Raw genomic sequence first — 26126 nt, 5'->3', positions numbered from 1 at the left:
AAAACCCGATTTCGAGCCGTTTCCGCCGCCTATCATCCTAATTTATTTACTCAGCAAGTTATCTTCCTGAGTCATCCTAATATCAGCACCCAGCCATTTGAGCATCCACCTTAAGCGAGTTGAAGACAATTTTTTGCTCTTGCAAATCAACTTATCTCGCTCTGGGTCTTTCATGACGTGGCCAAATGACCATCATTCGCCAACTTCTCATATTGTGCACCAAGCAGTATAACTGCCACTGGCTCCGCACCTTTTTCTTACCCCGCAGACTGAACCGGTTCAGTGGTTTCGTCGTACCAATATTGCCGAATACCGACCCCACTACCGACATGCGATGGTTGTAGATCTACTTTCACTGAGAGTGGAACGGCATAGCAGAAAAGAGCTTTGAAAATAATACTGGTCTCGCACCACCACTGCATCCCACGGCTGGTGGTGATGCCTTTGCAGTAGACAAACAGGATGGCCGGATCGTAGGCCAGCCGACCCGTCGTATCGCTGCGGTACTGGGGATGGAAAACTGACAAGTCAAGCTTGTGCTCGATCAGGTAGTGCACAGCATGTTCAAAGGTGCCTGACTGAAGCTGATCGTGGTAGTTGATCACCACCATGGCGTTCTGGTCGTAGTTATAAGGCTTGAAGCGCGGCATGCTGACCACTCCTCGTCTATTTATCCCGATCCTACCAAAACTTAGCTGTCAGAGGGGTTTTTCTACAGGCTCAACTCCAATGATAAGCGGCGCCCGACTAAGGTGTCCGGTGAAGACCGAAGGTCGGAGCGTACTTAATTGACTGGTTATGAGCACCTCCAATTCAACTCAAGCATGACCGCTTGAGTTCCAACGCCCGCTTTGCAATGCGTTGATTCCCAGACGCATCTGACTGTAAGCCCATATATTCAGTTATTTCAGACAAATATCGGGCTATTGGCTCCGGCTCACTGTGATCTAAACAGAGCTGAAAAACCACAGGCAGGTAGGAGCAATATTCGTCTCGACCTCCTTCCATTGATGAAACCCCGATTGGATCCCAATCGAAGAACAAAAGCTCGTCGAGAGACATCATCATCTTCAATAAAAAATTGAAGAATACCTACCTGAGGAAATTCTGCCAGATTTGGTAGCTCCTCGAAGTTTAGCTGAGCAAGAAGAATTAGCTTTTCTCCAGACTTCGATTCTGGATATTCCATGTTTGTCGGCCAGTAAGGTTTCCCTCCAAACTTGCTACTCCATATATTTTCTGCGTTTTCCGCTTTTGGCAGAAGCTTAATAATAGGGAGTGAAAACTGTTCTAATTCAGAGCGAATCTTTTTTCCTTCCACTTCAACATCCATTATCTACTCCTCTTAAATAGATACCTATACGACATATGACTTGAAAGCTAACGAGACTGTAGAAAAACCCGATTTCGAGCCGTTTCCGCCGCCTATCATCCTAATTTATTTACTCAGCAAGTTATCTTCCTGAGTCATCCTAATATCAGCACCCAGCCATTTGAGCATCCACCTTAAGCGAGTTGAAGACAATTTTTTGCTCTTGCAAATCAACTTATAAAATCGATGTATCCATGCAGTATATTTGCAACCGAAAACTCACCTTTGTACTTTTTATGAAATTCAGCTCTTAGGCTCTGAACGATGCCAACAAGATTTTGATAAGTTTTCTGGATTTCTCCACTCGCGAAAGCCTTTTTGTAGGCTGGTATCCAAGTATTTAGGCTTACATCTGACATTTTCCGTGCCCTCTGAATTCTACTGGCACATAACGTAGAGCTTTGCGGCAATTTTGTAGCCACGAAGCGGTGGAGAAATTGCCCGACAAATGCGACTGGCTATACGGTTTAGCCATCAGTCAGCTTCCGTCACTTGATAGTGCCTTTCGACATTCGATGCGACCCTACCCCAGCCGGACAACTTTACGCGTTGCTGATGCGCTTCGAATGCAGCCCGGTCAATAAACTCTTCGTAAACATAAAAAACGTTCTCAGCATCCGGGCTCTGGGTAACCTCAAAACGCAAGCAACCGTTCTCACGGCGTGTCAGCGCGATATGGCCGGAGAGCTCATCCATAATCGTTGCTAGGTCAGTGTCAGATACAACGATATGGCCTTCCAGAATGATTTTAGACATCCAACCACCTAAAGCCGTACGACGCGGAGCACAGCAGCGGCGGCCGGGGACGCCCAGCGGCTGTAAGCCCCGTACTGCTGCGAACTGTTATGGTCAGAAGGTTGTATCCGCAACGGCGTACATTTTCCATCCATCGACTGTTTTCGTGAAAGCATAAAAGCCATGAACACTCTCAATTCTTGAGCCATCTTTTCTGCATCTGACTGCAGAGGCAACTGCATGGGCTTCACTATCATTGACAGCTGTAACCTCAAATTTCCAATCGACAGAATGATCCCACCCCTTATCCTCTTTAAGGCTTTTGGGGTCTATAGGATAGGAATCACACATTGTCACCGAGCCATTTTTTATGTACGCAATTGGATACTTAACTATCTTATCGATTAGCGTAACGTCGTTACTCTTAAATCCAGCAACATAGTTTTCCATGTAAGTGTCATGCACTTCAGATCGTAACTCTTCGAATGACATAGCACCTCCTCAATATGAGTCATAACGCCTAAACACCCGTCTAAGGGGCTAGCAACGCACTGCTAACAAATACAACAACCGTATCCACTTCGGTGCAACGTGACTGGAAGCGCCGTGCGTTAACAACTCCTCTTAAGCCGTTGATTATGCCCAAAGTACTCGCTTCATTAGCTGCGCACTATCACCATAGCTTTTACACACTGCTTGTTCTAATGGTGTAAAACCTTGTTTTCGCCAAAACTGCATTGAGTTCTGAACAGACACTAGCCGAATTTCTCTGTAGCCTGAGACAATGGCAACGTTCACTAAATGCGCCATCATTTTTGAGCCAATACCTTTGCCAAACGAATTACTCGATACAGCTAAATCGTGGAGAAACAAAATTGATCCTTCTATCCCTTTTGGCAGCTTGTTGAACAATTTCGGTGGCGCCTTACTGTTCCACGAATGCGCTAACGCATACCCTACTAGTTGTTCATCATCTCTATAAATAAAACAACTACCTGGCGATCTCAGCCACTTATCCTGCAACACCTCTAGGCTCTCTGGTTCAACCAAATGGTAAACTTCTGCTTGCAGTTTCAATATCTCAGGCCAAGTTGTTTCCACGATAGATTCTATTGACATGCTCTGACCTAACATACGTTGGGCATAACAGCGTGTTCTAGCTCATTAGTCCAGGAATACGCACGTGATGACGTCACTCAAGTACGGTTTAGTGCTACCGCAACCCTTTCGGTTAGTTAAAAAAAGGCACGCTACCGCCCCGGTACAACTGTGCTGCGTTAACACGCCCCGCTGGCGACCGTCTGTGTTTTTCTTGTCTGATATTACGTTAAGCAAACTATCTATTTTTGACATTACTCAGTTTTCTTCGGTATGGCAAAGTCCTTTCGCGGGTGCCTCATTCACTCGTTCCTCGCGATATTCGTTACCGCTCGCTACAAGTTGCTTTGACTGGTTATAACGGCACGGCTAGTGTTGGCGGCATTATCATCGCGCGCTGAAGCGCCCTCCCACAATAATTCGAGGTCTATGGGCAGCAGCACGCACCGCACTACATGAATGCACTTATTGGTACGTTTATGCGAAGTTTCCCGCGCCTTCTGCTAGCCAATTGTTGAAAAGCCTATTAGCCTGCTAACTCAACCAGCAAGGGATTGAGATGCAAGAGACAACGATGCGGCAGCGGGTGGCGGGTGTTTTGATTCTGCTTGGGCTGTTCGCTCAAATTATTGGCTTTATCGGCGTGATACCAACGGCGCAGGCAGTGAGCTATGTGCTGTGGGCAGCGGTGGCGCTGCTGTGGCGGGATATTCCACGCCGTTCGCGCATTCAGGCGGGGGTATTGATTACCCTTGGGGTGCTGATGCTGGTGGTGGCGCGGGTGATGTATGGCGCCAATGTCAATTGGCCTGCCATGCTTCAGGGCAATGTGTTTGTGGCCACGATGCTGGTAGGCGTTAGCTTTATTTCGTTGATTGGCACCCAGGGTAATAAGCGCCCACCGGGCAAACGGGTGACCGGTGCAGATGGCGTGCTGCGCACGTGGCTGGGGGTGCACTTTCTCGGCACTATTCTGAATCTTTCGACGATTTTTATGGTGGGCGACCGCTTAGCTAGGCGCTCTCCGTTAACCATGCCCCAGCTGTTGGCCTTAAATCGTGGGCTTTCAAGTGCGGCATTGTGGTCGCCCTTCTTTGCCTCTATGGCGGTGGTGATTGCCTTGGCGCCCGACGTTCAGTACGGCCAGATTGCGCTGATTGGGTTTCCGTTGGCGATGCTATCGGGGCTATTAACCACCCTAGAGTTGAGGCGTCGGTTTGATTTAACCGAGGTCGACGGCTTTTCACTTTCGCCACGCAGCCTGTTAATGCCGGCGAGCATGGCAGCACTGGTGATGCTGTTTCATTTTTGGCTGACGCCGTCGCTCACTATTGTCAGTATTATTACCTTTTTACTGCCAGTGGTAGCGGTGCTGAGCAACCTACGGGAAGGCACCCGCTTTACCCTGCGGCGCATTCGCCAACACACCACCACACGGCTACCCGCCATGCGCGGGGAAATTTCGCTGTTTTTAGCGGCGGGCTTATTAACGCTGGGGCTTTCTACCCTGGTTGCAGCCGCAGCAGGTGACGAATGGACGCTGTTTGCTACCTTTGGCATGTGGCAAGCCATGGTGAGCTTTGCGGCGATTACGCTGAGTGCGCTGGCGGGGTTACACCCGATCATTGGCGTTTCCGTGCTGGCATCTATTTTGAATCTAGCAAGCGGTGAGCAAACGCTGTTTGCCTTTGTTGCCCTGAGCGCCTGGGCGGTAGGCACCAGCGTTGGGCCGTTATCTGGCATTAACCTTTCGCTGCAGGGGCGCTACGGAATTAGCGGCTACCGCATGATGAAAAATAATTTTCTGTATGCCGCCATGATGAGCCTGCTCTCGCTGGGTGCGATCGCAGGCCTGAGCATCTGGGTCAATTAAGTGATGAGTGCGCTAGCCACTTAGGTTTCGACGATTTTACTGGGAAAGCGGTAGAAATAGCGGTGGCCACACTGGTGACATGGTTCCAGGCGCGAGACGCTTTCTAGCATCACCTGGGCATCGCAGTGTACGCACGCCATCAGGCCCGGCGCGGCGACCTCACCTTCGCAGTAGTCGGCGCGGGCGGCTTCCAGGTCATCTTCGAAGCGTTCGCGCTCCACCACGCTGCGGTCGGCGATTGAAAGCAGCGATTCCGCCACACGCCGTGAAAGGCTGTCGATATCAATGCCCAACCAGCTAGCAACCTGCTTACCGGTATCCGCCATGTAGTAGCGCATATCTTTCAGGTCACGCTCTACCCAGGCACGCAGCAGGGCTAGCTCATCTTTGGTGTACTCTTCCAGCTCCGCTTCAAAGGCAACGGCGTCGTCCAAATCCTTTTGTAGATTATCCCAGGTAAGATCGTTGGCCCCGTCCTGCATGCGTTCTAGCAGGCGCTCGTAGCCTTCGCGCAAACGGTGATCGTTATGTTGTTCCATGGTACCTCTCCTTTTGTCGACCCAAGGTGCGGCCTATCATCGGCTAACCGTTCAAGGATACACCTGCATAGGATACAATCGACGTTACTTATCTGACAGCCGTCATCCATTATTCACTTTGCGCCCTTTTTGGGCGAATTACCCCAAGGCATTGAAAACACCGATGGACGCACATTACAGCCCCCGTGAGATTGAACGTGACGCTCAGCAGTACTGGGATAAACACCAGTGCTTCAAAGCAGTAGAAGACGCTAACCGCGAAAAGTTCTACTGCCTATCCATGTTCCCCTACCCCAGCGGCAAGCTGCATATGGGTCACGTGCGTAACTACACTATCGGCGACGTTGTGTCCCGTTTCCAGCGCATGCAGGGTAAAAATGTCATGCAGCCCATGGGCTGGGATGCGTTCGGTATGCCTGCGGAAAATGCCGCGATTCAAAACCAGGTGCCGCCCGCGAAGTGGACCTATCAAAACATTGATTACATGCGTAACCAGTTGAAGGCACTTGGCTTTGCCTACGACTGGAGCCGCGAATTCGCTACCTGCGATACCAGCTATTACCGCTGGGAGCAGTGGTTCTTTACCAAGCTGGTCGAAAAAGGCTTGGTCTATAAGAAAATGTCCACGGTGAACTGGGACCCGGTTGACCAAACGGTACTGGCTAACGAGCAGGTAATTGACGGCTGCGGCTGGCGTTCTGGTGCACCGGTAGAGCGTAAAGAGATCCCGCTGTGGTTCTTGAAAATTACCGACTACGCCGATGAGCTGCTGGCAGATCTTGATAATGTCGAGTGGCCTGAACAGGTCAAAACCATGCAGCGCAACTGGATTGGTAAATCCCGCGGCGTTGAGATGACCTTTGATATTCAGGCGGAAGACGGTAGCGCTTGCGAGCCGCTGGCGGTGTATACCACCCGCCCGGATACGCTGCTGGGTGTCACCTACGTGGCCGTCGCCGCTGGTCACCCCCTGGCTAAGCAGGCTGCCGCGCAAAACAGCGAACTGGCGGCATTTTGTGACGAGTGCGCCAAAGGTGGCACGTCGGAAGCCGAAATGGCCACCAAAGAAAAGCTGGGCATGCTCACCGGGCACAAAGCCATTCACCCGCTCACCGGTGATGAAGTGCCGGTGTTTGTGGCCAACTTCGTATTAATGGAGTTTGGCACCGGTGCGGTGATGGCGGTACCCGCCCACGACCAGCGCGACTGGGAATTTGCGACCAAGTACGGCGTAGAACTCAAGCCCGTGGTGGCCGATGCCAACGGCAACCAGCCGGATATTTCCGAAGGTGCTTATGTTGAGCACGGCTCGCTGATTAACTCAGGCGAATTCGATGGCCTGGAATTCCAGGCGGCGTTTGATGCGATTGCCGCGAAGCTTACTGAACTTGGCCGTGGTGAAGTAAAAACCAATTACCGCCTGCGTGACTGGGGGATTGCTCGCCAGCGTTATTGGGGGGCGCCAATTCCTGTGAAATACGGCCCGGAAGGCCAAACCGTGCCACTCTCTGATGATGAACTGCCGGTAGCGCTACCCATGGAAGTCACCGTGGATGCTTCCGGCTCGCCGCTGAAGAAGATGCCCGAGTTTTCTGAGCTAGGCGATGGTTGGGTGCGCGAAACCGATACCTTCGATACCTTTATGGAATCGTCCTGGTACTTCGCCCGCTTCTGCTGCGCGGATAACCACGAAGCCATGCTGGACGAGCGCGCCAATTACTGGCTGCCCGTTGACCTGTATATCGGCGGTATCGAACACGCGATTCTGCATCTGCTTTACGCTCGCTTCTTCCATAAACTGCTGCGCGATTTCGGCATGTTGGATTCCGATGAGCCGTTCCAGCAACTGCTCACCCAGGGCATGGTCATCGCGGAAACCTTCTACCGATTTAAAGATAACGGTGGTAAAGAGTGGTTCAACCCCGCTGATGTAGAAGTCAAACGCGATGAGAAAGGTCGTCCGTTAAGCGCTGTTCTGATCAGCGACGGCCTGCCGGTAGAGATGGGCGGCATCGAGAAGATGTCAAAATCGAAAAACAACGGTGTTGATCCTCAGTCGATGATCGACAAGTTTGGTGCCGATACCGTCCGCCTGTTTATGATGTTTGCCGCACCGCCCGAGCAGTCGTTGGAGTGGTCGGATTCCGGTGTTGAAGGTGCGCACCGCTTCTTGAAACGGATTTGGCGTCAGGTGACCGAGCACCTTGCGGCTGGTACACCGGGCGAATTGACGGTTGATGCGTTAAACGACGACCAAAAAGCACTGCGTCGTAAGACCCACGAGACAATCAAGAAAGCCAGTGATGATATTGGCCGCCGCACTACCTTTAATACCGCCATTGCCGCGGTAATGGAACTCTCTAACGCAGTGGCCAAGTTCGACGATACGTCCGAGCTAGGCCTAGCGGTCAGTCGCGAAGCGCTTGAGGCATGTGTGCTGCTGCTGGCACCCATTACACCGCACCTGTGCCATACGCTGTGGCAACAATTAGGCTATGACCAGCCCGCCATTGAAGCTCAGTGGCCGAAGGTGGATGAAGCCGCGCTCACCCGCGATAGTATCGAACTAGTCGTGCAAGTGAACGGAAAACTGCGCGCGCGCCTAGAAGCCCCGGCCAGCGCAGATAAAGCCGCCATCGAGCAACTGGCGATGGAGAACGAAAACGTCCAGCGCCATCTGGAAGGTAAAACGGTTCGTAAAGTCATCGTTGTACCCGGCAAGCTGGTTAACATTGTGGTGAGTGGATGAAACCATCCCAACACGTTACACGCCGTCGTTTCCTCGCTACCAGCATCGCCGCCTCAGCGGCGGTGTTGCTCAGTGGCTGCGGGTTTCGCTTGCGCGGTTCAGGTTCGATGCCGCGCCTGCCTGCTCTGTCACTAGAGGGCGACGACAAAAGCGCCTTGGCCCAACAGCTACGCATCCGGTTACTACAGCAAAGCAGCGAGGTTTCTGATGGCGCTCCCTGGCGGGTCACGCTGGGCTCACCGACGCTTCGCCAACGCCGTATTGGCAGCGAAGGGCGTGCCAGCCAAGAACATGAGCTAACGCTAAGCACGTCTCTCTCCGTACAGCAGCGAGAGGACAATGCTTATGTGCTTAATAATGCAACGATAACGACCGATACACGCATTCGGGTCAGCGATGATGATCTGCTCAATCGCGAAACCCTCTTTCAAGAAGCGGAACAAACGCTAACGCGACAACTGGCTGAGCGCATTGTCGAAAGACTGGCGAACCTTGAGGCCATTCAGTGAAGGTATTTTCGGATCAGCTTCCCGCGGCCTTAGCAAAAAAATTGCCTAAGGTGGTGATTGTTGCCGGTGATGAGCCACTGCAACATCGTGATGCCTGTGATGCCGTGCGCTCAGCCGCGCGGCAAGCGGGTGTTGAAGAGCGGGAAGTGCTTGATGTAGAGCCTAACTTCGGCTGGGGTCGACTACTGGAAACCGCCAGTAACCTCTCTTTATTCGCCTCTAACAAGCTTCTGGAACTGCGGCTGGGGACACACAAACTTGGCCAAGATGGCAGTAAAGCACTGGCACAGTATGCGGAATTGATGGATGGCAGTGACGACTTGCTGCTGATTAGCATGGGCAAGCTAGACGCCAAGCAACAAAAAAGCGCTTGGTTTAAAGCACTCGATAAACACGGTTTATTTGTACCTGTATGGCCCGTTGATGCTTCGCGATTAGGCTACTGGCTGCGGGATCGCGCATCGCTGCATGGTTTGCAAATTGACCTAGAAGCGGCTCGTTTATTGGGTGAGCGCACCGAAGGTAATCTGTTGGCCGCTGATCAAGAGCTGCAAAAACTCGCGCTGATTCATCCACCTAACACTCGCCTTAATGTTGAAAGCATTGCCCAAGGCGTGGAAGACAGCACCCGCTTTGATGTGTTTAACCTTGCGGATGCCTGTTTAAAAGGAGAGCCAAGCCGGACCTCGCGTATCGTTAACGGGCTGCGCAGTGAAGGGGTTGAAGCTCCCATCGTGCTTTGGGCACTCAGTCGCGAGCTACGCACCCTGCTTTCGCTGCACCAGCATTTGGATCAGGGACAAAGCTTTGAGCACGCGTGTAAAACTCAGAAACCAATGATTTTTGATAAACGCCGCCCCGCTTACCAAAAAGCGATCAGTCGCCTATCAATGAAACGTTTACACAAACTCCTGCTGATGGCCCAACGGTTAGATCTTGCTGTGAAAGGGGCTTCTGCGGTGCCCTTATGGCCAGGGCTTCATGACCTAGCCATGACCATGGCGGGCGGTAAAGGGCTGTTAGCTGAATCCCCTTGGACCTACCGCATTAGTGCAAATAATTAGCACTTTTCGTTTTCGCCTTAAATCCAGTACGGTTTATTTCTATACTATTGATTCAGGTTACAAATTACCTTGCTCCCCGATACGTCTGAGGATGAAGACAATGAAAAAAGTGCGTGCTTATCTCTCAAGCTTACTGATCGCTGCGTTAGTCATTACCAGCCTACCTGTTGCCGCTGCGCCCACAGCCCCGCAGAGTATGGACGCTACCTCTACAGACTTAGTCTCTACCCAATCTGTTTTAGCAGGCGACCGCGCAGGTGCTGACCGCGAGCGTATCAATGAAATTCTCGCCCGTGCAGATGTGCAAGAAGAGCTGCTCAAGCAGGGTGTCGATCTAGATGACGTTGAAGCCCGCGTTGCCGCACTAAGCGATGCAGAAGCTCAGCAAATGGCCGAACAACTCGAACAGCTGCCCGCCGGCGCCGGCGTGATTGGCGCCCTGTTTGCGGTATTCGTTATCCTACTGGTGACTGACATTCTCGGCCTGACCGATGTTTATCCGTTCACTCGCTGATTTGACTGCCATGATGAAACAGCTTTTAAACGCCCGCTTTGCGGGCGTTTTACTGCTTGCCCTGCTGCTGCCCACTCTGCTTAGCGGCTGCGCCAGAAGCCCGGTGCTGTTAGAAAGCACTAAAGCTAGCCTAGCACCGCAAACTGAGCTGACCGAAGTACCGTTTTACGCCCAGACGGCGTATCAGTGTGGCCCAGCAACACTGGCAATGGCGCTCAATCACCAGGGGGTAGATGCAGGGCTTGAGCAGTTAATCCCACAGGTATTTCTGCCTGGGCGAGAAGGTAGCGTTCAGCCTGAAATGCTAGCCACTGTGCGCCGTTATAAGCAGTTGGCGATCCCCGTTCGTGGCACCATGGATGCATTGCTCGGCCATTTGGAAGCAGGTGACCCTGTAGTGGTGATGCAAAACCTCGCCTTGCCAGCTTTCCCGATGTGGCACTACGCGGTGGCCATTGGTTTTGATTTACCTAATGAAACGCTGATTTTACGTAGTGGCGAAATCGAACGACATACGATGTCGTTTAGCCGCTTTGATGCTACCTGGGCACGCAGTGAGCGCTGGGGGTTTGTGGTTAGCGAACCAGGAAGCCTGCCCGAAGGCGTTACCGCCCGCAATGCACTGGAAGCCATTAGCGCTTACGAGGAGCAGCATGGGCCTGTAGCAACACTTTCCAGTTGGCAAGCCTTTGTAGAACGCTTCCCTGCTAATCCGCTGGGTCAATTTGCACTCGGCAATGCGCTATACGCCGATCAACAACCTCAAGCAGCGCTAGAAGCCTTCGAATCAGCCACACAGCTTGACCCTGCCATGGGCGCTGCATGGCTCAATGTAGCCATACTCAGGCTTCAGAAGGAAAATAGGGAGGGTGCGCGGGAAGCACTCACTCAGGCTGCCACCTTAGACGGTGACTGGCAGCCACGCGCGCAGCAACTGCTGGATGGTTTGTGAGGCGTGAATATGGGGGACATAGCCCCCCTACTTAAAACATTTTAAAACACTCGGTTTAAGCCATTTTGCGCCGCCACCCGGTACGCTTCGGCCATGGTGGGGTAATTGAAGGTCGTATTGATGAAGTACTTCACCGTATTCGCATCCCCTTCCTGCTGCATAATGGCCTGGCCGATGTGCAAAATTTCCGACGCCTGGTCACCAAAGCAATGGATACCCAGAATCTCCAGCGTGTCTTGGTGGAACAAAATCTTCAGCATTCCCACCGTATCGCCGGTGATTTGCGCACGAGCAGTATCTTTAAAGAAGGCCTTACCCACTTCGTAGGGCACTTTGGCTTCGGTCAGTTCACGCTCGTTGGGGCCGAAAGAGCTGATTTCAGGAATAGTGTAGATCCCGGTGGGGACATCACTAACAAAGCGATACTCTTTTTCCAGTAGCTCGTTACAGGAGTTTAATCCCTGGTCGTAAGCAGCACTGGCGAGACTCGGCCAACCAATCACATCGCCTGCAGCGTAAATATGCGAAATAGCGGTGCGGTAGTGCTCATCAACGCTAAGCTGGCCTCGGCCGTTTGCCTCTAAGCCAATGTTCTCAAGTCCAAGGCTATCGGTATTACCGGTACGACCATTCGCCCAAAGAAACGCATCGGCGCGGATTTTCTTGCCCGACTTCAGATTTACGGTTACGCCAGCTTCATCACCTTCGACACTTTTATAGTCTTCGTTATGGCGAATCAGCACACCGTGTTTACGCAGATGGTAGGAAAGCGCATCACTGATTTCATCATCCAAAAATGACAGCAGGCTATCGCGATTGTTGATTAAATCAACCTTAACGCCAAGGCCCGAAAAGATAGAGGCGTACTCGCAACCGATAACACCTGCCCCAAAGATCACCAGTGTCCGCGGGGTATGGGAAAGGCTGAGGATCGTATCAGAGCAGTAAATACGTGGATGACGAAAGTTAATATCCGCCGGACGATAAGGCCGAGAGCCGGTAGAAATAACAATTTTCTTGGCTACCAGCTCTTCCACGCCTTCCTGCCGGTCTCGCACCACCACGGTATGCTCATCTTTAAAACGCGCCACTCCATGAAACAGATCAATGCGGTTGCGCGCGTAAAACGTTGTGCGCATTTCGACCTGTTTATCGATGGTGCCACGCGAGCGCTCCATCACTTTAGGGAAAGAAAACCAGCGGGGTTCACCGATATCGCGGAACATGCGGTTGGTATTGAACGCCATGATCTGTTTGACCTGATGGCGCAGCGCTTTTGAAGGGATCGTGCCCCAGTGGGTGCAGTTACCCCCCACCTGGGCCTGCTTTTCAATAATCGCCACTCGCTTGCCATGCTTGGCGGCGTTAATAGCAGCGCTTTCCCCAGCGGGACCAGTACCTATCACCACAACATCGTAATTGTGAACGGCCATACGACTTTGATCTCCTTATTCCTGACTTAAAAGCGCTCTCAACAATGGCACTTACATAAACGCTCGCGGTAAGCGAGCGTCTGAGCAGCCAATGGCTAGATTAACGACGCGTTGCGTCATAACCTAGGTCAGCTCCACGGCTTTCATCGCTACGCCGACGTACACTTCCACGCTTGCGGTTTTCTTCTTCGCAAACCTCATCTTTACCGCCGCAGATGTCACAGCCTTCTTTTAGGCCTAACTGATTTAATCCGCCACAGGAACCCGCAATAGGTTTGCGGCCCATTAAGACGCCAACGGCCATTGCCGTCATTACCAGCGCCATAAAACCAAATACCAGTAGCCAGATTGTCATGTTCACCTCCCAGCATTGCATTAACTGCTCACCTGCCGACAACGGTCATGTCGTTAAGTGCCGTAGAATTTTAATGCCTATTGTACCTCAGCCACTTCAAAATGATCAGGCAACTCATCGTTTTTCAACCATTCACATACAAACGGGGCTGACCAAAAGGCCAGCCCCGCTCATGCCCGAAGGCAACTTACACAATCACGTTGTTAACCGCCGAAGTCATCCAGCAGGATGTTTTCCGGTTCCACGCCCATATCGAGCAATAGCTTGATAACAGACGCGTTCATCATGGGCGGCCCACACATGTAGTACTCACAATCTTCCGGAGCTGGGTGGTCCTTCAGATAGTTTTCGTACAATACGTTGTGGATGAAGCCTGTCGGCCCTTCCCAATTATCTTCTGGCTGCGGATCAGAGAGCGCCAAGTGCCACTCAAAGTTCGGGAACTCTTCGGCTAGCTGATCATACTCTTCGTTGTAGAAGGTTTCACGCCAGGAGCGCGCACCGTACCAGAAAGTAATTTTACGATCTGACTTCAAACGTTTGAGCTGATCGAAAATGTGGCTACGCATTGGCGCCATACCCGCACCACCACCAACAAAGATCATTTCTGCATCAGTGTCTTTGGCAAAGAACTCACCAAACGGCCCCATAACGGTCACTTTGTCGCCCGGCTTCAAATTGAAGACGTAGGTCGACATAAGGCCCGGCGGGTGGCTTGTACCCGGAGGCGGCGTCGCGATACGAATATTGAACTTGAGGAGGCCTTTTTCATCCGGGTAGTTAGCCATAGAGTAAGCGCGGATAACTTCCTCGTTATTCTTATGGGAAATTTTGAACATATCAAATTTTTCCCAATCGCCACGATACTCTTCTTCGATGTCAAAATCGGCGAACTTAATATCGTAAGGCGGCGCTACCAGCTGTACATAACCACCGGCGCGGAAGGCAACTTCCTCGCCTTCGGGCAGCTTCAGGTTCAACTCTTTAATGAAGGTCGCAACGTTGGGGTTCGCGGTAACTTCACACTCCCACTTCTTAACGCCGAAGACTTCTTCAGGCACTTCTACTTTCATGTCCTGCTTCACAGGAACCTGACAAGACAGACGCCAGCCTTCTTTCTTTTCACGCATAGTGAAGTGAGATTCTTCCGTCGGCAAAATGGAGCCGCCGCCCTCTTCTACTCGGCACTTACACTGAGCGCAAGAACCGCCGCCACCACAGGCAGAGGAAAGAAAGATTCCGTTTGCAGCTAAGGTGTTAAGAAGCTTACCACCAGCCTGAGTCTGCAGGGTGTGCTCGGGGTCGCCGTTGACTTCAATCGTCACGTCCCCGCTACTCACTAGCTTGCTGCGCGCTGCCAAAATGATCGCCGTTAAGCTAATAACGATGACCGTGAACATGACAACACCGAGCAAGATGACAGATGTATCAACCATGTCGGTTTCCTATTGCTGAAGGTTTTCTGTACCTCGGCAGCCTGAGCTGCCGAGAAAACCGGCTCCGATTAAAGCTGAATGCCTGAGAAGGACATAAAGCCCAACGACATTAAGCCAACGGTAATAAACGTGATGCCAAGACCCTGAAGACCGCCAGGCACGTCGCTATACTTCAGCTTTTCACGGATACCAGCCAACGCTGTAATCGCAAGCGCCCAGCCAACACCAGAACCGAAACCGTAGATTACGGATTCACCGAAGTTGTAGTTACGCTCAACCATGAACAGTACGCCACCTAGGATGGCGCAGTTAACGGTAATCAGCGGCAGGAATACGCCCAGCGCGTTGTATAGCGCAGGAACATATTTATCGAGGAACATTTCCAGAATCTGAACCAGTGCGGCAATAACGCCGATGTAGCTCAGAAGACCCAGGAATGAAAGATCGATGTTTTCAGCACCGCTTATGCCAGTCCAAGACAAAGCGCCTTCAGCCAGCAGCAGGTTGAACACTAGATTGTTGACCGGAACCGAGATTGTCAGTACGACAATAACGGCAATCCCGAGGCCAAATGCAGCGGAAACCTTCTTAGATACCGCCAGGAATGTACACATCCCTAAGAAGAAGGCCAGCGCCAAGTTTTCAACAAAAACCGAAGCAACGAAAAGGCTTAGATAGTGTTCCATGTTACACGGCCTCCTTCGGCTTGGTGTTGTGCTTCATTTTGAACTCGTTCTCTTCTACCTGCTCAGGATTGACTGAACGTAAAACCCAGATCAGCAAACCGATAATAAAGAAGGCAGAGGGCGGCAGGAGCAGCAGACCATTGGGCACATACCAACCACCATTTTGCACTGTTGGTAGGACGGTAAAGCCAAAGATGCTGCCAGCACCCAGCAACTCACGGAAGAAGCCAACGATCATTAAGATTAAGCCGTAGCCCAAGCCGTTACCGATACCGTCAAGGAACGACATGCTCGGCGTATTGGACATCGCAAAACCTTCCGCACGGCCCATTACGATACAGTTGGTGATGATCAGGCCCACAAAAACTGACAGCTGCTTAGACATTTCGTAAGCGTAAGCTTTGAGGATCTGGTCAACCACAATAACCAGCGACGCAATAATGGTCATTTGAACAATGATACGGATCGAAGACGGAATATGGTTCCGGATCAACGATACGAACAAGTTCGAAAAGGCCGTTACAAAAGTAACCGCTAGCGCCATTACCAGCGATACGCTCATGCTGGTCGTAACCGCTAGAGCAGAACAGATCCCCAAAATTTGTAGTGCAATGGGGTTGTTCTTAAAAATCGGCGCCGTTAAAACGCTTTTTGCATTTACATCCGCCATGATCAAGCCCCCTCAACGTCGTCGAAGTCGGTATCGGTGTCTTCGGCATCTTCTGGTTCAGTACCACTACGGAAGTTAGCCAAATACGGAGCGAAAGCCTCTTCGCTGAACCAGAACTGCAGCATGTTGGTCACGCCGTTACTGGTTAGCGTTGCACCAGAAAGCGCATCAACTTCGTACTCGTTGCTTGCGCCGCCTTTGGTCAGGTGGATTTCCGGTGAGAGGTCGCCCTCTTCGTCGTAAATCTTCTTACCTTCCCATTGAGCTTGCCAGCGCGGATTATTTACCTCAGCACCGAGACCCGGCGTTTCGCTATGGTCGTAGTAAGTGATACTGACGATAGTGTTACCGTCGCCTTCAACCGCGAGGAAGCCCATCATACGGCCCCAGAGTCCTTGCCCACGAATGGGCAGAACAATCTGCTCGGGGTTTTCAGCATCACCGACAAGATAAACAGTCGCGAAGTTCTCAACACGAGACAGGCCTGCAATGTCGCGATCACCGGAAAGCGTACGACCCGTTGCAGGATCACTCGAGGCTTCAAAGCCATCGAAGGTAGCTGGGTCGAATTGATCGGTGTACTCACCGGTATCCAGCTCAACTACACGTGCGGTAATTTGCGTGCTGAACGCTTCCTCAACATCCATGCCCGGCTCATAGAGACCCGCCACGTTAAGAATGTTGGTTTTACGATCCAATTCCTGGTTGAGCTGCTGCATAGGTCGCAGCGCAACGGCAGCCGTCGAAACGATTACCGAGCACACGATACACAGCGAAAACGCTACGGTTAGGATCTTTTTGATGGAGTTGTTACCTTGTGCCATTAGGCATTCTCCTCGGCCGCTACGCCAGTCCGCTTGAGACGGCGTTTAATATTGGCCTGGACGAACATGTGGTCAATCAGCGGCGCAAATAAGTTAGCGAACAGAATGGCCAGCATGATGCCCTCAGGAAAGGCGGGGTTTACCACACGGATCAGAACGGTCATCACACCGATCAACGCACCAAACACCAAGCGCCCCTGGTTAGTCATGGAAGCAGACACCGGGTCCGTTGCCATAAACACCATGCCGAAAGCGAAGCCACCAATCACCAAATGCCAGTACCAGGGCATTGCAAACATGGGGTTGCTGTCAGAACCAATCAGATTAAACAGCGTACTGGTGACGACCATGCCCAGAAGAACACCCAGCATGATTCGCCATGATGCAATACGCGTCCACAGCAGTACTGCCGCACCAATGAAGATCGCCAGTGTCGAGACCTCACCCACTGAACCAGGGATAAAGCCAAGGAAAGCATCCCACCAGCTCATGGTATCAGTCAGCGCAGTCATACCGTCTTGGAACGCCATGGAGAGCGCAGTTGCACCAGTGTAGCCATCAGCGGCTACCCATACGGCATCCCCTGAGATTTGCGCTGGGTAGGCAAAGTAAAGGAACGCACGGCCAGTAAGCGCGGGGTTCAAGAAGTTTTTACCCGTGCCGCCGAAGATCTCTTTACCGATTACCACACCAAAGGTGATACCCAGAGCAACCTGCCAAAGCGGAATAGTCGCCGGCAGAATCAGCGCAAACAGTACCGACGTTACGAAGAAACCTTCGTTAACCTCATGACCACGTTTGATTGCGAACAGTACTTCCCAAAAACCACCCACCGCAAACGTGACAAGATAGATCGGCAAGAAGTAGGTCGCACCGAGGACAAAGTTAGCCCATAAGCTGCTGGGGTCATGTCCACCCGCCAGGGTCATCATGATCGCTTCACGCCAGCCGTTCATTGATGCATAGCCTGCATCAATAGCGGTGTTGGCCTGCCAGCCAGCGTTCCACATACCGAAGAACATCGCCGGGAAAGTACACAGCCAAACGGTGATCATGATGCGCTTTAGATCGATACCGTCACGCACGTGGGCGGTGGTTTTTGCAACACTGGGGGGCGAGTAGAAAATAGTATCTACCGCTTCATAGAGCGGGTAGAACTTTTCGTACTTACCACCTTTATGGAAGTGCGGCTCGAGATTATCGAGTGTTTGTCGAATACCCATCATCAGGCCTCTTTCTCGATCATGGTGAGATTGTCACGCAGGATAGGGCCGTACTCGTATTTGCCTGGGCAAACATAGGTACACAGTGCCAAATCCTCTTCGTCTAACTCAAGACACCCAAGTTGCATGGCAACTTCAATGTCACCCACGATCAGCGTGCGTAGCAGCTGTGTTGGCATAACATCCAGAGGCATAATGGCTTCATATGCACCGATCGGTACCATGGCACGTTCAGAGCCATTGGTTGACGTGGTTGGTGCATAATTGCTCAGGCCTTTAATCTTAGAAATGTAAATGCCCATGATTGAGTGCCGATTAGCCCCCATAGACATCCATCCCAAGAAGGTGCGCTTGTTACCTTCCTCGAGCAAGCTTACTTGGTTATGGAAACGTCCCAAGTAAGTCAGACTCCCTTCAGCGGAAGCACCAGAGAACACAGAACCTGAAATAACACGGGTGTCATCGGGTTTGATGACCTCACCTGCTAACAACTCCTCCGTACTGGCACCAATACGGGTGCGCAATAAACGAGGATTTTCAGCACGCGGGCCGCCGACAGCAATAATACGGCTTGTATCAAGCTTGCCTTCTACAAACAGCTTGCCGAACGCAATCACATCCTGATAACCGATGTGCCACACTTTTTTGTGCAGGGCTACCGGTGAAAGATAATGAATATGCGTTCCTACCAAACCTGCCGGATGCGGGCCAGCAAAGCTCTCAGTCTTTACGCCGCTGACATTACCACCAGGAATGGAAGCATTAGCACCCGTACACAGAAAAACGTTGCCCTCGGTCAGGCGGGTTAGCACCTTGAGGCCGTCTTCAAATGCTTGGGAGTTTTCGTTGATCACTACCGCAGGGTCAGCGCTAAGTGGATGAGTATCCACAGCAGTAACAAAAATATCGGTAGGTGTGCTGTCGATAGCTGGCGTGCGAGAGAAAGGCCGGGTGCGCAAAGCAGTCCAAAGCCCTGACTCAACCAGTTGATCAACAACAGATTGACGTTCAAGCTGCCCTAAAGCGTCACGATCATGAGAAGCAAATGTCATCGCTTCTTCATTTTCATCGACTTTAATAACGACAGACAGCAGACGTCTCTTTTCGCCACGGTTAATAGCCACGACTTCACCGCTGGCGGGCGCTGTAAAGCGTACACCATCAATTTTCTTATCGGTGAAGAGTAATTGGCCCAGTTTGACCTTATCCCCTTCCTGAACTTCCATCGTCGGCTTCATGCCAACGTAGTCGGTGCCCAGGATTGCCACGTGGCGCACAGGCCGCGCATCTTCAATATGCTGCTCGGGCGCTCCCGTGATGGGGAGATCCAGGCCTTTTTTGACTTCGATCATAGTCTCGCCCAGTTGATGGATCGGATATACGAAGGTAAGGGGTTCGAATGCTTATTTCTGTTCAGTAAATTTTTATTGTCTGTTCAGATTGTTACCAGTCAGGCTCAAGCACGCTTGAACCACCCCGAAAAATCCATCGTATTATAAAGATAAGCGCGGCCAATGACCACATCCCTGACAGCCTCCTAAAGTGCTATAGACGCTTGAGCTGATCTCACTTTCAACACAAAAAAAGCCACCCGGAGGTGGCTTTTGGCACAACTTAGCGGTTAAAAGCGCATTAACTGCTGCTTAAACGCCATTAATGCTCAAACGGCTTAATGCGGCAGCTTCAAAAACTTCACATTAGACATATGCTGAAGAATACGAATAACTTGGCAGCTATAGCCAAATTCATTGTCATACCACACATAAACGACGGCGTGGTTACCGTTTGCGATGGTGGCTTTAGCATCGACAATACCCGCATGACGATTGCCAACAAAGTCAGACGATACAACTTCTGCTGAATCAACGAAGTCAATCTGCTTCTGGTAGGAAGAATCAATCGATACGCGACGCAGGTAATCGTTCAACGCCTCTGCATCGGTGCCCTTTTCCAAGGTTAAATTCAAAATAGCCATAGAAACATTGGGCGTAGGCACGCGAATGGCGTTACCTGTGAGCTTACCTTCAAGTTCAGGTAGCGCTTTTGCGACCGCTTTTGCTGCACCTGTTTCGGTCAATACCATATTCAGCGCCGCACTACGTCCACGACGGTCGCCTTTGTGGTAATTATCGATCAGGTTTTGATCGTTGGTGTAGGCGTGCACGGTCTCTACATGCCCCGTCACTACGCCATATTCATCATTTAGCGCTTTTAGCACTGGCACAATGGCGTTGGTAGTACAGGACGCTGCCGACACAATACGGTCATTATCGCCAATCGTTTCATGATTAATGCCGAATACGATATTTTTGATATCGCCTTTGCCAGGAGCCGTTAACAATGCTTTCTTAGCACCCTTGCACTCAAGATGCTGACCCAAGCCAGCCTCGTCGCGCCAGATACCGGTGTTATCAACAATTACAGCGTTGTCGATACCGTAGGCAGTGTAATCAATTTCACTAGGTGAATCGGCGTAAATAACCTGAATCACATTACCATTGACAATCAGTGTACGCGCTTCAACGTCGACGGTAATCGTGCCATCGAAAGGCCCATGTACCGAATCACGACGCAGTAGGCTGGCACGCTTCTCAAGGTCTTTTGCCACATCGCCGCGGCCACGCACAACAATGGCCCGCAAACGCAACAGATTACCGCCGCCCGCTTTTTCGACCATTACTCGCGCCAGCAAACGACCAATACGGCCAAAGCCATAAAGCACTACATCTTGAGGCTCGCCTTTACTGCCATTCGGCTGAAAGCCATCAATAATTTCAGCAAGCTCTTCACGCAGGAAAGCATCAAGATCACTACCACCCTGGCGCTTAAAGTTAACGGCCAGCTTACCAACGTCAACATGAGCAGGCCCGAGGTTCATCTCGCTCATCGCTTTTACGATGGGGAACGTATCTTCAACAGATAGCTCAGTGCCTTCAATTTTGCGTACAAAGCGGTGATCTTTGAGGATGCGAATGACTGACCGCTTAATCAGGGAGCGACCGAACATAGTGGCGACAACATTGTTTTGGCGATACAGCTGGCCCACCAGTGGAATCATTTGCTCAGCCAGAGCTTCGTTGCTTTGCCATTCCTGAAAAACGTTTTCGAGAGCTTGCTGACTCACGTGCGGCCTCATTGGGTAGTGAAAAGAAATTTCTTAGAACATTATCCTGGGCTTACCAACATGCCGCAATGAATGGATAGTCGCACAACATGTAGGGGTATTACAGAAAAAGCGGATTGACTACAAACCACAATAGTGTATCGAAACCACAAGGCTTACTTAACTACTAGTGGTTGCTTTGCGCAGGCCTCTGCCTGAAAGTACTGATCGTGTATGATCCAGATTCCGTTTCAGCGCAAAACGATACCGTGACTATGTCCTCTTTTTCTCTGCTCGAACCGCCCCAGCCCAAAGGGATTCGCGACACGCTCTACCTAACAGCGCCGCCGGGCAGTGCAACTGCCCTGGCGCTGGCTCAGGTCGCGTTAAGCGCACCATTATTGGTTATTACGCCGAATACTGCCAGCGCACAGCGCCTGGAACAGGATCTGGCATTCTATAGCAATGTTCCCGTCCTGCCCTTTCCAGATTGGGAAACGCTGCCTTATGACAGCTTCTCCCCGCACCAGGATATTATCTCGTCACGCCTACGCACGCTGCGCTTACTGCAGGATGGCGTACGCGGCATTGTGCTGGTGCCAATCAATACGCTGATGCAGCGCTTGCCCCCCGTATCATACATCGCTGGGCGCGTGATGACGCTAAAAGCGGGCGCCAAACTAAATCGGGAAACATTTCGCGAATCGCTATCGCGGGCAGGTTATCGTGCCGTAGAAACGGTCTACGAGCCTGGCGAATACGCCATGCGCGGCGCAATCATCGACCTTTTCGCCATGGGTATGGATGAGCCAATTCGTATCGATTTGTTTGATGACGAAATCGATACATTACGCCATTTCGACCCTGGCAATCAGCGCTCTACCCATAAAGTCGATGTGATTGAGCTACTCCCAGCTCATGAGTACTCACTCAGCCGCAGCGCCACTGCTTGCTTCCGGGAACAGTTTGAAACGCTTTTTGATGTTGATCCGCGCCAGTGCCCTCTCTATAACGATGCACTGAAAGCCATCCCCTCCCCGGGCTTGGAACAATATTTGCCACTGTTCTTCGACGAAACCGCTTCTTTATTTGAGCACGTTACCGATGACACCCGTGTAGCACTGTTGCCAGGTGTATTCGAAGCCGCTGAGCAACACTGGCAGTCTATTGAATCACGTTACGAGAATTTGGGTGTTGACCCAACACGCCCCCTTTTACCACCGCTTCGCGCGTTCATTCCCGTTAATGACGCTTTTTCGGCGATCAAAGCTCGCCCCCGAATCGAACTAACCGAAGACAACACGCAACGCCATGCCCTGGCGCCGAAAGCCCAAGCACTACCCTCGCTGGCAATTAACGCTCGCGCCAAGCAACCCCTTAACGAACTGGCTACCTTTCTGGATGCGCAGCAAGCTACGCGGGTACTGTTTGTTGCCGAGTCACGGGGACGCAGAGAAGCGTTAGAAGAAGTATTGGCGCCGCTTAAATTAAGCCTGCCCCATATTGACAGCTTCCAAGACTTTTTAAGCAGCACTGATCGCATTGCCATTACTGAAAGCTTGGTAGGCAGCGGCTTGTGGCTTACCGAACCGAATGTCGCGGTGATCAGCGAGACCGAGCTCTTTGGCGATGTCGTGCGCCAGAGTCGGCGGCGAGAAAAAGCGACCGACGACAACGAATTGGCCGTGCGCCATTTATCTGAGTTACGAGAAGGCGCACCGGTTGTTCACCAAGCACATGGCGTCGGCCGCTACTTGGGGCTGGAAACCCTTGAAGCTGGCGGTCAAGCTAACGAATTCCTGGCGCTTTCATATGCCGACGGCGCCAAGCTTTATGTCCCGGTCGATAGCTTGCATCTTATTTCTCGCTATAGCGGCGCTGATGACGAACTCGCTCCGCTGCACAGGTTAGGCTCAGATCAGTGGGAAAAGGCACGTCGTAAAGCGGCTGAGAAAATCCGCGACACTGCCGCTGAACTACTCGACATCTACGCCCGGAGGGAGGCTCAGGAAGGCTTCATTTATGATACGCCGGGCGATGACTACGTTCGCTTCTCTGCCAGCTTCCCATTTGAAGAAACCCCTGACCAGCAGGCCGCCATTGAAGCAGTTATAAGCGACATGATCTCTCCTCAGCCAATGGATCGCGTCGTTTGTGGCGATGTAGGCTTTGGCAAGACCGAAGTCGCCATGCGTGCTGCATTCCTGGCCGTTCAAACCGGTCGCCAAGTAGTGGTGCTTGTGCCCACCACTCTGTTAGCCCGCCAGCACTTTGAGAACTTCCGCGACCGCTTTGCCGACACCGCTGTGAATATTAGTCTTATTTCGCGCTTCACAGGCGGCAAGGAAATGACGCAAACCTTGGAAAGCATCAAAAATGGCCAAACTGACATCGTAATAGGCACTCACAAACTGCTGTCTAAAAGCGTTGAGCTGCCCAAAATGGGGCTTTTAATTATCGACGAAGAGCACCGCTTTGGGGTCGCACAGAAAGAAAAACTCAAAACGCTGCGCGCCGAAATCGACATTCTGACGCTCACCGCAACACCGATTCCGCGCACCTTAAATATGGCCATGAGCGGCATCCGAGACCTCTCGATTATTGCCACCCCACCCGCACGACGCTTATCGGTCAAAACGTTTGTGCAACAGCGAGACAGCAGCGTCATTAAAGAAGCCCTGCTGCGTGAAATATTACGTGGCGGACAAGTCTACTTTTTGCACAATGAAGTCAAAACGATTGAAAACGCTGCCGAACAAATCCGCGAACTGGTGCCAGAGGCACGGGTTGCTGTTGCTCACGGCCAATTACCCGAGCGCAGCCTTGAGCGAGTCATGTCAGACTTCTATCATCGTCGCTTCAATGTACTGGTGTGCTCTACCATTATCGAAACGGGCATTGACGTGCCCAGCGCCAACACGATTCTGATTGAGCGCGCCGATAAGTTTGGCTTGGCCCAGCTACACCAACTGCGTGGCCGCGTTGGACGCAGCCACCACCAAGCATATGCTTACCTACTAACGCCGCCCCCCAAGGCAATGACACGAGATGCCGTAAAGCGCCTGGAAGCGATTAGCGCCTCTGATGATCTCGGTGCTGGTTTCACCTTAGCAAGTCACGACATGGAGATACGTGGCGCAGGCGAGCTCCTGGGCGACGAGCAGAGCGGCCAAATGGAAACCATCGGCTACACGCTTTACATGGAAATGCTGGATCGCGCGGTGAAGGCTATTCGTGCGGGCAAAACGCCTAATATTGACGCCCCCTTCAACACCGGTGTCGAGATTAGCCTCAATCTGCCAGCATTGATTCCAGATGACTATATTCACGACGTACAACAGCGCCTGGTGATGTATAAACGTATCGCCAACACCCAGAGCGACGCTGAGCTTAAGGAGCTACAAGTCGAGCTTATTGATCGCTTTGGACTCCTTCCTCAGCCCTTGAAGAACCTGATACGCCAGACTAGGCTTCGCCACCGCGCTGAACAACTAGGTGTCGCGCGCATTGAAGCCGGTGAAAACCGTGGACGAGTACTTTTCAACGGCTCTACCCAGGTCGATCCATTAACACTTGTGACACTCATTCAAAAATCGCCACAGCACTACCGACTGGATGGCTCAGACACTTTACGGTTTGAATTCCCAATGGAAACTACCGAACAGCGTTTTGATAAAGTCGAAGCTCTGCTTACAACACTCAATCAAAAAGTAGCGGCGGCGTGAACCTTGGGGCAAACTTGTATGAAAGCCCTACGCACGGCCCTCTAACTGCCGCCCATGACAATGCTAGTTTGCAGCAATGTGGCGCATAAATTAATTAGGAACCACCATGAACATTCGTAAGCTATATAACGCCTGGGGCCCAACGAGCTTAGCTGTCTTACTTACAGCAAGCCTCTCTACCCCTATTTATGCACAGCCCTCAGCCGATACAGCTGAAGGCTCAGCCCCTGCTACAGAAGAGGCGCTTACCAGCGCTGACCAGCTCGCTGAGCAAAGAGAACTACCCCGCGGCCATTTTCGTCTTCCTGAAGAAGGCGACATTATTGGAGAACACTACACCGTCGTCGTAGAAGATCCTGAAGACACACTCATCGATATCGCGCGACGCCATAACATTGGCTACGAAGAAATTCGTATGGCCAACCCAGGCGTCAGCATGTGGGTACCTGGGGAAGGCACAGAAATCGTTATACCTGCGCGCTATATTTTACCGCCTGCACCCCGCGAAGGCGTGGTCGTAAATTTGTCTGAACTGCGACTCTATTATTATCCGGCTGACAACCCCGGCATTGTTGAAACCTACCCTGTCAGTGTTGGCCGTGAGGAATTTGCCACACCGGTCGGCATTACCCGCACGACCGTAAAGGTAAAAGATCCTGCCTGGGCGCCGCCAGCCTCTATGCGTCGTGAAGCAGCTGCACGTGGCGAGCCAGCCCCGTCTATTGTGCCTGCTGGCCCCAACAACCCACTGGGTCGTCACGCTATATTGCTGGCGATGCCTAGCTACCTGATTCATGGTACCAACCGCCCTGAAGGCGTGGGCATGCGGGTCAGCCGCGGCTGCATCCGCATGTTCCCCGAAGATATCAAATCGCTCTACGAGCGCATGCCTACCGGCACTCAAGTCAACTTGATGGATGCACCGTTTAAAGCAGGCTGGGCAGCGGACGGCACACTGTTTGTGCAGTCTTACCCTCAGCTTGAAGAAAACGTTGGCGATTTTGAGCCACTGCTTAATGCCATCGAACGAGTAAGCGAACTGGCTGAAGACCAAGCAGAAGTTGACTATGCCCAGGTAAAACTAGCTGTAGAAAATCCGGATGGTCGCCTTATAGCGCTGTATGGCCCTCAAGCACCAGCACCAGCCCCTGCTGAAGAAGAGCCTGTGGAGCTTGATGGATTATTCGAAGAAATTGAGCTCACAACAGCGACACAAGCCGAGGAAGAGGCATAACCTTAGTCAAAATATCGAGTAGGGTGAGGCGT

General features: G+C 51.8%; 24 protein-coding genes and 1 pseudogene. 8 read left to right on the top strand and 17 right to left on the bottom strand.

Annotation, left to right across the window (positions count from 1 at the left end; all coding sequences use genetic code 11):
- Window positions 1-151: 151 nt before the first annotated feature.
- From INT22_RS20100 to INT22_RS20075, 7 genes and pseudogenes are all read right to left on the bottom strand, one after another.
- Entirely contained in the window at window positions 152-331 is a 180-nt protein-coding gene (locus tag INT22_RS20100; protein WP_193085943.1) for a transposase, read from the bottom strand.
- 31 nt (window positions 332-362) lie between these two features.
- Window positions 363-650 (bottom strand): annotated as a pseudogene (locus tag INT22_RS20095) (hypothetical protein); the annotation flags it as partial.
- A 287-nt stretch (window positions 651-937) separates the two neighbouring features.
- The gene (locus INT22_RS20090) at window positions 938-1333 is read right to left on the bottom strand and encodes a DUF1963 domain-containing protein (RefSeq protein ID WP_193068818.1); all 396 of its coding nucleotides are present in this window, start codon (window positions 1331-1333) and stop codon (window positions 938-940) included.
- Window positions 1334-1542: 209 nt separating this feature from the next.
- Window positions 1543-1731, bottom strand: coding sequence for a DUF7000 family protein (locus tag INT22_RS22215; protein ID WP_443589124.1), 189 nt, complete (start codon window positions 1729-1731; stop codon window positions 1543-1545).
- Window positions 1732-1846: 115 nt separating this feature from the next.
- Window positions 1847-2128 (bottom strand): putative quinol monooxygenase, encoded by a 282-nt coding sequence (locus tag INT22_RS20085; protein WP_193068817.1) that lies wholly within the window; start codon window positions 2126-2128, stop codon window positions 1847-1849.
- A 93-nt stretch (window positions 2129-2221) separates the two neighbouring features.
- Window positions 2222-2599 carry a hypothetical protein gene (locus INT22_RS20080; RefSeq protein ID WP_193068816.1) on the bottom strand — a complete coding sequence of 126 codons (378 nt, stop codon included), beginning with the start codon at window positions 2597-2599 and terminating at the stop codon, window positions 2222-2224.
- 144 nt (window positions 2600-2743) lie between these two features.
- Window positions 2744-3226, bottom strand: coding sequence for a GNAT family N-acetyltransferase (locus tag INT22_RS20075; protein ID WP_193068815.1), 483 nt, complete (start codon window positions 3224-3226; stop codon window positions 2744-2746).
- A 538-nt stretch (window positions 3227-3764) separates the two neighbouring features.
- On the opposite strand from INT22_RS20075, the gene INT22_RS20070 reads away from it, so the two are divergent.
- A complete protein-coding gene (locus INT22_RS20070; protein WP_193068814.1) occupies window positions 3765-5078 on the top strand; it encodes a hypothetical protein in 1314 nt (437 codons plus the stop codon).
- A 20-nt stretch (window positions 5079-5098) separates the two neighbouring features.
- Here INT22_RS20070 and INT22_RS20065 read toward each other — a convergent pair whose 3' ends face one another.
- Window positions 5099-5617 (bottom strand): zinc ribbon-containing protein, encoded by a 519-nt coding sequence (locus tag INT22_RS20065; RefSeq protein ID WP_009723500.1) that lies wholly within the window; start codon window positions 5615-5617, stop codon window positions 5099-5101.
- A gap of 163 nt (window positions 5618-5780) precedes the next feature.
- On the opposite strand from INT22_RS20065, the gene leuS reads away from it, so the two are divergent.
- From leuS to INT22_RS20040, 5 genes are all read left to right on the top strand, one after another.
- Window positions 5781-8366, top strand: coding sequence for a leucine--tRNA ligase (leuS, locus tag INT22_RS20060; protein WP_193068813.1), 2586 nt, complete (start codon window positions 5781-5783; stop codon window positions 8364-8366).
- Complete coding sequence (locus INT22_RS20055) at window positions 8363-8875, top strand: twin-arginine translocation signal domain-containing protein (RefSeq protein WP_193068812.1); 513 nt, start codon at window positions 8363-8365, stop codon at window positions 8873-8875. Before leuS ends, INT22_RS20055 begins: the two co-directional genes overlap by 4 nt.
- On the top strand, window positions 8872-9939 hold the full coding sequence (gene holA, locus INT22_RS20050; RefSeq protein WP_193068811.1) for a DNA polymerase III subunit delta: 1068 nt from the start codon (window positions 8872-8874) through the stop codon (window positions 9937-9939). Before INT22_RS20055 ends, holA begins: the two co-directional genes overlap by 4 nt.
- 100 nt (window positions 9940-10039) lie before the next feature.
- Window positions 10040-10453 (top strand): PA2779 family protein, encoded by a 414-nt coding sequence (locus tag INT22_RS20045; RefSeq protein WP_193060139.1) that lies wholly within the window; start codon window positions 10040-10042, stop codon window positions 10451-10453.
- 10 nt (window positions 10454-10463) lie between these two features.
- A complete protein-coding gene (locus INT22_RS20040) occupies window positions 10464-11405 on the top strand; it encodes a PA2778 family cysteine peptidase (protein WP_193068810.1) in 942 nt (313 codons plus the stop codon).
- A 41-nt stretch (window positions 11406-11446) separates the two neighbouring features.
- On the opposite strand, the gene sthA is transcribed toward INT22_RS20040, so the two are convergent.
- The 9 genes from sthA to INT22_RS19995 form a co-directional block, all read right to left on the bottom strand.
- Entirely contained in the window at window positions 11447-12838 is a 1392-nt protein-coding gene (sthA, locus tag INT22_RS20035) for a Si-specific NAD(P)(+) transhydrogenase (protein WP_089038118.1), read from the bottom strand.
- Between the two features lie 100 nt (window positions 12839-12938).
- Window positions 12939-13193 (bottom strand): (Na+)-NQR maturation NqrM, encoded by a 255-nt coding sequence (gene nqrM, locus INT22_RS20030; protein WP_009723507.1) that lies wholly within the window; start codon window positions 13191-13193, stop codon window positions 12939-12941.
- Window positions 13194-13396: 203 nt separating this feature from the next.
- A complete protein-coding gene (gene nqrF, locus INT22_RS20025) occupies window positions 13397-14629 on the bottom strand; it encodes an NADH:ubiquinone reductase (Na(+)-transporting) subunit F (RefSeq protein ID WP_193068809.1) in 1233 nt (410 codons plus the stop codon).
- A gap of 68 nt (window positions 14630-14697) precedes the next feature.
- Window positions 14698-15315, bottom strand: coding sequence for an NADH:ubiquinone reductase (Na(+)-transporting) subunit E (gene nqrE, locus INT22_RS20020; protein ID WP_009723509.1), 618 nt, complete (start codon window positions 15313-15315; stop codon window positions 14698-14700).
- Between the two features lies 1 nt (window position 15316).
- On the bottom strand, window positions 15317-15985 hold the full coding sequence (locus INT22_RS20015; RefSeq protein ID WP_089038116.1) for an NADH:ubiquinone reductase (Na(+)-transporting) subunit D: 669 nt from the start codon (window positions 15983-15985) through the stop codon (window positions 15317-15319).
- Window positions 15986-15987: 2 nt separating this feature from the next.
- Window positions 15988-16809, bottom strand: coding sequence for a Na(+)-translocating NADH-quinone reductase subunit C (locus tag INT22_RS20010; protein ID WP_089038115.1), 822 nt, complete (start codon window positions 16807-16809; stop codon window positions 15988-15990).
- Window positions 16809-18035: an NADH:ubiquinone reductase (Na(+)-transporting) subunit B gene (locus tag INT22_RS20005; RefSeq protein WP_089038114.1), complete on the bottom strand. Its 1227-nt coding sequence runs from the start codon at window positions 18033-18035 to the stop codon at window positions 16809-16811. The genes INT22_RS20010 and INT22_RS20005 overlap by 1 nt, the downstream gene beginning before the upstream one ends.
- Entirely contained in the window at window positions 18035-19384 is a 1350-nt protein-coding gene (locus INT22_RS20000; RefSeq protein WP_193068808.1) for a Na(+)-translocating NADH-quinone reductase subunit A, read from the bottom strand. The genes INT22_RS20005 and INT22_RS20000 overlap by 1 nt, the downstream gene beginning before the upstream one ends.
- 317 nt (window positions 19385-19701) lie before the next feature.
- Window positions 19702-21156: a glyceraldehyde-3-phosphate dehydrogenase gene (locus tag INT22_RS19995; protein WP_193060136.1), complete on the bottom strand. Its 1455-nt coding sequence runs from the start codon at window positions 21154-21156 to the stop codon at window positions 19702-19704.
- A 254-nt stretch (window positions 21157-21410) separates the two neighbouring features.
- On the opposite strand from INT22_RS19995, the gene mfd reads away from it, so the two are divergent.
- On the top strand, window positions 21411-24860 hold the full coding sequence (gene mfd, locus INT22_RS19990; RefSeq protein WP_193068807.1) for a transcription-repair coupling factor: 3450 nt from the start codon (window positions 21411-21413) through the stop codon (window positions 24858-24860).
- 106 nt (window positions 24861-24966) lie between these two features.
- Window positions 24967-26094, top strand: coding sequence for a L,D-transpeptidase family protein (locus tag INT22_RS19985; RefSeq protein WP_193060134.1), 1128 nt, complete (start codon window positions 24967-24969; stop codon window positions 26092-26094).
- Window positions 26095-26126 lie beyond the last annotated feature (32 nt).

Origin of the sequence: Halomonas sp. 3D7M (assembly GCF_014897885.1) — a bacterium.
Taxonomy (GTDB): Bacteria; Pseudomonadota; Gammaproteobacteria; order Pseudomonadales; family Halomonadaceae; genus Vreelandella.
Note: the sequence above shows the minus strand (reverse complement) of the source record. Positions and strands in the feature narration are given on the sequence as shown.

What these genes read in the sequence shown, in the direction of transcription:
- INT22_RS20100 (WP_193085943.1), bottom strand. Translation starts at nt 331, where the DNA reads ATGTCGGTAGTGGGGTCGGTATTCGGCAATATTGGTACGACGAAACCA.
- INT22_RS20090 (WP_193068818.1), bottom strand. Translation starts at nt 1,333, where the DNA reads ATGGATGTTGAAGTGGAAGGAAAAAAGATTCGCTCTGAATTAGAACAG.
- INT22_RS22215 (WP_443589124.1), bottom strand. Translation starts at nt 1,731, where the DNA reads ATGTCAGATGTAAGCCTAAATACTTGGATACCAGCCTACAAAAAGGCT.
- INT22_RS20085 (WP_193068817.1), bottom strand. Translation starts at nt 2,128, where the DNA reads ATGTCTAAAATCATTCTGGAAGGCCATATCGTTGTATCTGACACTGAC.
- INT22_RS20080 (WP_193068816.1), bottom strand. Translation starts at nt 2,599, where the DNA reads ATGTCATTCGAAGAGTTACGATCTGAAGTGCATGACACTTACATGGAA.
- INT22_RS20075 (WP_193068815.1), bottom strand. Translation starts at nt 3,226, where the DNA reads ATGTCAATAGAATCTATCGTGGAAACAACTTGGCCTGAGATATTGAAA.
- INT22_RS20070 (WP_193068814.1), top strand. Translation starts at nt 3,765, where the DNA reads ATGCAAGAGACAACGATGCGGCAGCGGGTGGCGGGTGTTTTGATTCTG.
- INT22_RS20065 (WP_009723500.1), bottom strand. Translation starts at nt 5,617, where the DNA reads ATGGAACAACATAACGATCACCGTTTGCGCGAAGGCTACGAGCGCCTG.
- leuS (WP_193068813.1), top strand. Translation starts at nt 5,781, where the DNA reads ATGGACGCACATTACAGCCCCCGTGAGATTGAACGTGACGCTCAGCAG.
- INT22_RS20055 (WP_193068812.1), top strand. Translation starts at nt 8,363, where the DNA reads ATGAAACCATCCCAACACGTTACACGCCGTCGTTTCCTCGCTACCAGC.
- INT22_RS20045 (WP_193060139.1), top strand. Translation starts at nt 10,040, where the DNA reads ATGAAAAAAGTGCGTGCTTATCTCTCAAGCTTACTGATCGCTGCGTTA.
- INT22_RS20040 (WP_193068810.1), top strand. Translation starts at nt 10,464, where the DNA reads ATGATGAAACAGCTTTTAAACGCCCGCTTTGCGGGCGTTTTACTGCTT.
- sthA (WP_089038118.1), bottom strand. Translation starts at nt 12,838, where the DNA reads ATGGCCGTTCACAATTACGATGTTGTGGTGATAGGTACTGGTCCCGCT.
- nqrM (WP_009723507.1), bottom strand. Translation starts at nt 13,193, where the DNA reads ATGACAATCTGGCTACTGGTATTTGGTTTTATGGCGCTGGTAATGACG.
- nqrF (WP_193068809.1), bottom strand. Translation starts at nt 14,629, where the DNA reads ATGGTTGATACATCTGTCATCTTGCTCGGTGTTGTCATGTTCACGGTC.
- nqrE (WP_009723509.1), bottom strand. Translation starts at nt 15,315, where the DNA reads ATGGAACACTATCTAAGCCTTTTCGTTGCTTCGGTTTTTGTTGAAAAC.
- INT22_RS20015 (WP_089038116.1), bottom strand. Translation starts at nt 15,985, where the DNA reads ATGGCGGATGTAAATGCAAAAAGCGTTTTAACGGCGCCGATTTTTAAG.
- INT22_RS20010 (WP_089038115.1), bottom strand. Translation starts at nt 16,809, where the DNA reads ATGGCACAAGGTAACAACTCCATCAAAAAGATCCTAACCGTAGCGTTT.
- INT22_RS20005 (WP_089038114.1), bottom strand. Translation starts at nt 18,035, where the DNA reads ATGATGGGTATTCGACAAACACTCGATAATCTCGAGCCGCACTTCCAT.
- INT22_RS20000 (WP_193068808.1), bottom strand. Translation starts at nt 19,384, where the DNA reads ATGATCGAAGTCAAAAAAGGCCTGGATCTCCCCATCACGGGAGCGCCC.
- mfd (WP_193068807.1), top strand. Translation starts at nt 21,411, where the DNA reads ATGTCCTCTTTTTCTCTGCTCGAACCGCCCCAGCCCAAAGGGATTCGC.
- INT22_RS19985 (WP_193060134.1), top strand. Translation starts at nt 24,967, where the DNA reads ATGAACATTCGTAAGCTATATAACGCCTGGGGCCCAACGAGCTTAGCT.